Origin of the sequence: Parasphingorhabdus sp. (genome assembly GCF_048269865.1) — a bacterium.
Taxonomy (GTDB): domain Bacteria; phylum Pseudomonadota; class Alphaproteobacteria; order Sphingomonadales; family Sphingomonadaceae; genus Parasphingorhabdus.
Genome location: NZ_JBLWUA010000028.1, coordinates 1 through 6,746 on the forward strand (window position 1 = coordinate 1; position 6,746 = coordinate 6,746).

Annotated in this window: 7 protein-coding genes and 3 pseudogenes; 7 read left to right on the forward strand and 3 right to left on the reverse strand. The window is 55.9% G+C overall.

Annotated elements, in window-relative coordinates:
• Window positions 1–72: 72 nt before the first annotated feature.
• From ACN0WW_RS17180 to ACN0WW_RS17195, 4 genes and pseudogenes are all read left to right on the forward strand, one after another.
• Window positions 73–363 (forward strand): annotated as a pseudogene (locus ACN0WW_RS17180) (zincin-like metallopeptidase domain-containing protein); the annotation flags it as partial.
• Complete coding sequence (locus tag ACN0WW_RS17185; protein ID WP_417614287.1) at window positions 360–575, forward strand: hypothetical protein; 216 nt, start codon at window positions 360–362, stop codon at window positions 573–575. The pseudogene ACN0WW_RS17180 and the gene ACN0WW_RS17185, both read left to right, overlap by 4 nt.
• Before the next feature lie 179 nt (window positions 576–754).
• A complete protein-coding gene (locus ACN0WW_RS17190) occupies window positions 755–2,548 on the forward strand; it encodes a ParB/RepB/Spo0J family partition protein (protein WP_417614289.1) in 1,794 nt (597 codons plus the stop codon).
• A 665-nt stretch (window positions 2,549–3,213) separates the two neighbouring features.
• On the forward strand, window positions 3,214–3,537 hold the full coding sequence (locus ACN0WW_RS17195) for a DUF736 domain-containing protein (protein WP_417614291.1): 324 nt from the start codon (window positions 3,214–3,216) through the stop codon (window positions 3,535–3,537).
• Between the two features lie 216 nt (window positions 3,538–3,753).
• Here ACN0WW_RS17195 and ACN0WW_RS17200 read toward each other — a convergent pair whose 3' ends face one another.
• Complete coding sequence (locus ACN0WW_RS17200; RefSeq protein ID WP_417614293.1) at window positions 3,754–3,882, reverse strand: hypothetical protein; 129 nt, start codon at window positions 3,880–3,882, stop codon at window positions 3,754–3,756.
• Between the two features lie 259 nt (window positions 3,883–4,141).
• A pseudogene (locus ACN0WW_RS17205) lies at window positions 4,142–4,246 on the reverse strand (pyruvate, phosphate dikinase); the annotation flags it as partial.
• Window positions 4,247–4,454: 208 nt separating this feature from the next.
• Between ACN0WW_RS17205 and ACN0WW_RS17210 the strand changes: the two are divergent.
• The 3 genes from ACN0WW_RS17210 to ACN0WW_RS17220 all read left to right on the forward strand — a co-directional run bounded on the left by ACN0WW_RS17210 (window position 4,455) and on the right by ACN0WW_RS17220 (window position 6,404).
• Complete coding sequence (locus ACN0WW_RS17210; RefSeq protein WP_417614295.1) at window positions 4,455–4,652, forward strand: DUF1289 domain-containing protein; 198 nt, start codon at window positions 4,455–4,457, stop codon at window positions 4,650–4,652.
• A 118-nt stretch (window positions 4,653–4,770) separates the two neighbouring features.
• Complete coding sequence (locus tag ACN0WW_RS17215; RefSeq protein ID WP_417614297.1) at window positions 4,771–5,361, forward strand: hypothetical protein; 591 nt, start codon at window positions 4,771–4,773, stop codon at window positions 5,359–5,361.
• Window positions 5,361–6,404: a relaxase/mobilization nuclease domain-containing protein gene (locus ACN0WW_RS17220; protein ID WP_417614299.1), complete on the forward strand. Its 1,044-nt coding sequence runs from the start codon at window positions 5,361–5,363 to the stop codon at window positions 6,402–6,404. Before ACN0WW_RS17215 ends, ACN0WW_RS17220 begins: the two co-directional genes overlap by 1 nt.
• A gap of 201 nt (window positions 6,405–6,605) precedes the next feature.
• Here ACN0WW_RS17220 and ACN0WW_RS17225 read toward each other — a convergent pair.
• Window positions 6,606–6,746 (reverse strand): annotated as a pseudogene (locus ACN0WW_RS17225) (IS5/IS1182 family transposase); the annotation flags it as partial.

Genomic DNA, 6,746 nt, shown 5'->3' on the forward strand with positions numbered 1-6,746 from the left:
CGCCGTTGTTCTGCACAATGCGGCATAATCCGGGTTACGGCATTATGACCATTATGCCGATATCGGCATAAGTCGCACTGGACCGGCCATAGAACCCGTCTTGGCCGCGACCAGTCGGGTAGTTTCGGGACCGCGCTTTATGCGCGGGAGGAACTCTGCGCCGAACTGGCTTCCGCCTTTCTCTGCGCTGCGCTCGGCATTGTGCCGACCGTCCGCCATGCCGATTACCTCGGCTCTTGGCTGGCGGTGTTGCGGCAGGATAATCGCGCCATTTTCAAAGCGGCGAGTCAGGCCAGCAAGGCGGCGGATTATCTGTTGGCGTTCACCGATCAGGTGCCGTTCCGGTCGGAGTGTGCGGCATGAGCAGGGCAGCGTCAGATCATGCCGCCGCGCCGCTTGAAGCGGAGCAGACTCCTATCGGCGTCCAGACCTTGGTGTCCGGTGTTCCGCCGATCACGCCAGCCCAGAGGCTGGCGATGCGCGCCAACGCGCCGATGGAACCCAAGAAACCACAGCGCGCAGCCGACCACGGCCTGTTCGATACCAACAGCCGCAACCAGATCGAGATGTTCTGAAATGGCTTTCTTGCAAATTTTGACCAGCTTCCGCCGCCTTGCCGCGTCTTGCGCGATCAGGGTGCGGCAGACCCCGCACGGCAATCCCGCCGTGCGGACCACCGGCCCCGCTTCCACCGCCACCCCCGTATGCAACGGGAGCGGGGCCAATCACTGGAAACTCACGAAGGAGAAAGACAATGCAACTCGAAAATATAGACCTCGCCAAGCTGTCGGTATCACCAGCCAATATGCGGAGCGCCAAAAAGCCGCCCGACATTAGCGATATATTGCCCTCGGTGCGGGTGCGGGGCGTTCTTGTGCCTTTGCTTGTCCGTCCGAACGGCAGCACCGATACTTTTGAAATCGTCGCCGGACGGCGGCGCTATCATGCGGCAACCACGGTTGCCGAAGAAGGCGGCAGCGCCGCGCCGCTCCCTTGCGCGATATTGACGGAGGGCGACGATGCCGCCGCTTTGGAGGCTTCGCTTATTGAAAATCTTGTCCGCGAAAATCCCGACGAGGTGACGCAGTGGGAACAGTTCACGCAATTGGTGAAGAAAGGCCGCAAGGCGAGTGAGATAGCCGATACGTTTGGGATGGACGAAAAAATGGTGGGGCGCATTCTCGCGCTTGGTAATCTCTTGCCGCCTATCCGCAAAGCCTATGGCCGCGAAGAAATTGATGCGGCCACCGTCCGCCATCTGACCTTGGCCAGCAAGGCGCAGCAAAAATCATGGCTGGCTTTGTTCAGAGATGAAGAAGCCTATGCGCCGCGCGGGACGCAGCTAAAGGCTTGGCTGTTTGGCGGCGCGTCGATTTCAGTGTCCGCTGCGATCTTTGATATGGCAGATTTCAAGGGCCAGATCGTTAGCGACCTGTTCGCCGAAGATGGCTATTTTGCCGATGCTGACCAGTTCTGGGAAGCGCAGTCCGTCGCCATTGAAGCGAAGAAGGCGGAATATCTGGAGGATGGCTGGAGCGATGTGCAGATCATCCCGTCTGACAGCTATTTCCAGACTTGGGACCATGAAAAGACCACCAAACGCAAGGGAGGCCGCGTCTACATTGATGTGAGCAGGAAGGGCGAGGTGACGTTCCACGAGGGCTATCTGACCGCCAAGGAAGCGCGGGTGCGGGAAACCGGACAGTTGGATAGCAAGGCCGACAAGCCCAAGCGTCCCGAGATTACCGGACCGATGGCGGAATATATCGATCTGCACCGCCATGCCGCAGTCCGCTGCGAACTCGCTGCTAGCCCCTATGTTGCGCTGCGCGTCATGGTCGCCCATGCGATTTGCGGTTCGCCTTTGTGGAATGTGAAAGTGCAGGAGCAGCGCAGCCGCAAGGAAGCTATCACCGAAAGCATCGGAACCAGTGTGGCAGAGGTTCGTTTTGACGAACGCCGCCGTGCGGTGCTGACTGTGCTTGGCTTTGATGCCGACGAAGCTACCGTTACGCTCGGCCATGAAACGCGAAATGGTATCAGCGGCTTGCTGCTGCGTTTGCTCGATGTGCCCGATAGCGTGGTCATGGACATATTGGGCGTGGTCATGGCCGAAACGCTGGCAGCGGGAAGCGAACTGGTCGAGACACTGGGCGTCCATCTTGATGTCGAAATGGCGGATTACTGGACGGCAGATGCAGCGTTCTTTGATCTTGTCCGTGACCGTGAAGTCCTGACTGCGCTTTTGTCGGATGTTGGCGGAGCCAGCATTGCAGCGGCCAACGCCAGTGAAAAGACCAAGACGGTGAAGGGCATTATCAGTGACCATCTGACCGGCGAAAATGACCGCGAGAAGCAGGAGCATTGGGTTCCGCGTTGGATGGCGTTTCCGCCATCCGCCTATACCGAGCGCGGCGGTGTCGGCACGGTTGTCGCCGCCGAAAGAGCCAAGTGGCTTATGGAAGAGGACGAGCCATCCGAGCCGGAACCGCAGGAAGCGGACAAAGCTGCGACCGCAAAAGACGAGAATGAGCGCATTGCGGCTTGAAGCATAGGTGGGCGGCTTTGCAGCCGTTCACCCCAAAATCACCGCAAAGCCCCGATCGGCACAGCCGTTCGGGGCAGCGGCGTGGGTGTAGCCGCCATTGGGCGAGGCTGCGCTTTGTCTGTTGGCGGGAAGCGCCATCTTCACTAGCAAACAGACGGCAAAGGCAGCGCGTCAGGAGCCTCCCGATGCCTGAAATGGTCGCGGCGTTTGCTGTGGTCATTGACCGAAAGCCCGATTAGCCATGTCCATCGTAGCCTAGCGCGTCGGTGCGCTTTTACATGGTTGGTTTGTGTCGGCATGGGGGAATCGCTTCGTTCCGCAAACAGACAGCGCCATATCGACCGGAGTCTATGAGCCTGACATTGAACGCATTTGGGTATTAGCCATATCTCCTTGATAGTATTGGCCAGCCGCACTCATCCACGTCCTCGTCAATGGCTTTGATTGGCAGGGGACGGCTGCGCCTCTTGCCCCTAGCTGCAACGGTGCAGCCCAAAGTTTCTTCCCCTGCGCTGACGCGCATTCCTCGCGAAGCAAGAAACCCCGGTCTGCACCGTCCTCCACTTCGTTTCGGCCCTGTGGGTGCATCGGTTCAAGCCCCTGCCTGTAATCAGCCATCGAGGCCGCGAATGAGCGCGGGTTCGACCAAACCAAGGAGAAGTATCATGGCTAATATCGGAACATTCAAAAAGACAGGCAACGACTATCGCGGCGAAATCGTCACCGTGATCTTGCAGAAGAAAAACGTTACCATCGTCGCCGAAGAACCAAGCGAGAATGAAAACGCACCGACCCACCGGGTATTCGTGGCAAAGGCAGAAATCGGTGCAGCCTGGGCAAAGACCAGCAAGGAAGATCGCGACTATCTTTCGATCAAACTCGACGATCCCAGCTTCAACGCTCCAATCTTCGCCAGCCTGTTCGCCGATGAAGATGGCAAGACCTTCAACCTCATCTGGTCACGCGCCCGCACTTCAAACGGCAACTGATCCTAATGCCTATGCCCCGACCGGCTCTGTCGGTCGGGGCTTTGCTGTGTTTGCTCGGTGCAATCGACGTATTGTAAGAGCAGACACAGACACGATCTTTTGGCAGCTTTCGCCCCACTAGCGGTCATTGCATAGGCAGCCGTGTTATCCCAATTCCATACATTCGCAGCAACGTCTTATCCTGCGAGACGGTATCGCAGGCGCCTATGCTAGATCTTATTTTTTTGAAGATTTACTCGGTTTTAAACTAGGTTTATTCCCTGGAGTGCTTTTGTTGTCACGCCGACGTTGATCAAGTTTTCCTGTTGATTTAGCTTTTGGTTTTGGACCGGGTTTAAGTGCCACGATAGTTCTCCTTAAATATAGAGAATGAGAGCATTCTCTTTCATTACATATATGGGGATAAAATGAGTGCTTTCAATAACTCACAACATTGGACGACCGTAAGCTAAATAACAGGCAAATTGTTTTAAGATAAAAATAAAAAGCAAGCTGACGTCTCTAACAAGTCTTAGGGTTGAACGTAGCTGTCCGTCGTCAGATAATTTGAGACAGTTGGCGGTTTAAAACAGGCGAGTGTTTGGGCTCATCTGGTTGATTAATATTAGGCGGCGATCTTGCGGTGATGCAAGCGCCTTTGTTCGATGGTTTTGCGTTTGATCCTTTCTCGCTGTTTGATGATTGCCTCAGTCCTGTCGAAGTAGGCATCGGTATCCGCGCCTCGAAAGCATCCTACAAACGCATCTAAGGGGCGCATTCAAAGCCTAGATTGCAGAGTCCGCTCACCACCCACTTTCAGACATTCGATTATTCGAACGGAGTGTCCGCTTCATGCCGGTTTGTTGCATAGCGCAGACCATACGGAGTGCGTCGAATCCGGCATTGCGAGATGAACGATTTAGTGCATGTCGGTTCTTATGGCTGAACGACCATCATCCCCTTGCAAAGACATTTGCGCGCTGGACGCCAGTGCCAGCGACTGCACCGGCTGCGGTCGCTCCGTCGCCGAGATCGCCGAATGGGGGAGCGCGACCGCCAGCCGCCAGCACGAAATCGTGCGGCGATCTTCGGCTCGAATGCAAAGCCTCGCTTCACAGACACACTCAAAAACCTAACCCCGAAGCGCATCCAAAGCAGCCTTCATCTTTGATGAAGATTGCCGCTTTGGATGCGCTTTTCTTAGGGGGTTTTAGGGTATTTGTCTTAATTGCAGGATATGCCTAGCGGCGCGTGTTGTATTACAATGCCCGTGTTTCACGAGGCAATTTCATGGCGACAAATACCGATCTAAAACCTGCTATGCTGAGCATTAGGCTAGATGCTGGAGTACTCTCTGCGCTCGACAGCTTCGCAGTAGGGCGGGGCGGTAGAAGCGTGATCTTGCGGCAAATGATCGAACAGGTGTTGAAGGAGAATAGTGGCCGTACTCTATTAGCACGCCGCGAGGGGATCGCGCATAACCGTATCTCGTTGCGCTTTACCGATGCCGAAATTTCCGTGATCGAATACCGTTCGTCACAGCGTTCGACCAATCGGTCAGGTTGGATCAAGGCATTGGTGCGCCGTCACCTTGCTTTGAAATCTCGCGTCGATGATGGCCTGCTTAACGAGCTTGCGCCAATCAGGATGCAATTGCTCCGCATTGGCCGCAATCTCAATCAAGCGATGAAAGCTGCCAATCTGCGAATGATGGATGACGGCGACAAGAAGATCGAAAACGACCTTCGAAGGATCGCTGATATGCGGACGGAAATTTCCGAACAGATCGCCGCTGTCGGTGATGCCATGCACGGTGATGTGAGTTACTGGAAGGTTGCTGACTAATGGGCCTGGAGTCGGCCTTATGGGAAGCGACCCGTCCCGCATACCGGGTACGCTATATCCATGATCCAAACGGATCAGTGCATATCCCGCTTTATGGAAGTTACGGTGCTGCCACTGGCAACACGGCGAGGGCAAAGCTGGCCCGGATTGTACGGGGTGCGCCGGAAGTGTTGGTCAAGGTCACTGGCCGCCAGCGCGGCGGTAGCCATGTCAAAGCCCATCTCGATTATATCGGGCGCAAAGGGATCGTCGACATTGAGAGTCGCGATGGAGAGATCCTGACCTCAAAGGAAGATGTTACCGAGCGTGCAGCAGAGTGGAGCGACACGATGCAATGGCGGTCGCGGCCAACCGTATCATCTGTGTCATTGGTGTTCTCGATGCCAGCAGGAAGCGACCCCGAAAAGGTAATGGGAGCTGTCCGCGCGCTTGCCCACAGTGAGCTAAGCGACAATCATGATTATGTCTTGGCATTGCACACAGATACGCCGCGTCCGCATGTCCATCTCACAGTGCAGGCCGAAGGGCTGGACCGCGTGAGGTTTAATCCCCGTCCTGCTCAGCTTAGCCGGTTTCGCGAGCGGTTTGCTCATGAACTGCGAGCGCGCGGTGTTGCCGCCGAAGCCACACCGAGACGCGCGCGGGGTCGCGGTATTGCAGGGTCAAGTATGGCGCTCGTCAAATTGCGCGCCCGATTGGCAAGTGGGGCAAGCCCAGCAATGACAGACGCAGACCGGCGCACTAACGAACAGGCCGTTGCCGTCGCGCGCGGCCAATCAGATCTTCCGCCGTTTATCGCCAAAGGAAAAACGCGTTGGCAGAAGATACGTGAAGCTTATGGGCAAGCTGCTGCAGCGCTCGGAGCAACCGGACATTCCGAGGATCAGGCTTTAGCAAACGATGTTCGTACATTCCTTGATAAGCACCCCGATATGAATGCAACGCCGGAAATCTTTGCTGCACATCATGCTCGAAATCTGGGAATAGATCGAGGGAAACCAGCGCAGTCGCGTGTAGCCTCACCACGTGATCGGGCACGGTGAGGTTCACTTTCATCGATATTTAAATTGGGCCAAAGACGACCTTCGACATAAGATCTGCAAATGTCTGGAGTTGGGTCGGGAGCGGAAGTTCCAGCTACGCAATTTAAACGTCCGCAATTGGGTCTATTCTGTTGAAAAACTCGGGTGCAGGGACGACATCGCCGCTGTGTCGATAGCAGACGAGTGGCCTCGCCGTCCCGTTCAGGCGGGTGCCAAGGCTGGTATTGGCTGCAACTTGGCTAGTTTCCTGAGGTTCTGAGCCGCTGCGGCGAGGTGGAACTCGTCTTTTGCTCCGTTGGGACCGCGCAGGCGCAAGCGGTCCAGCTTCAGTATTCGTTTGAG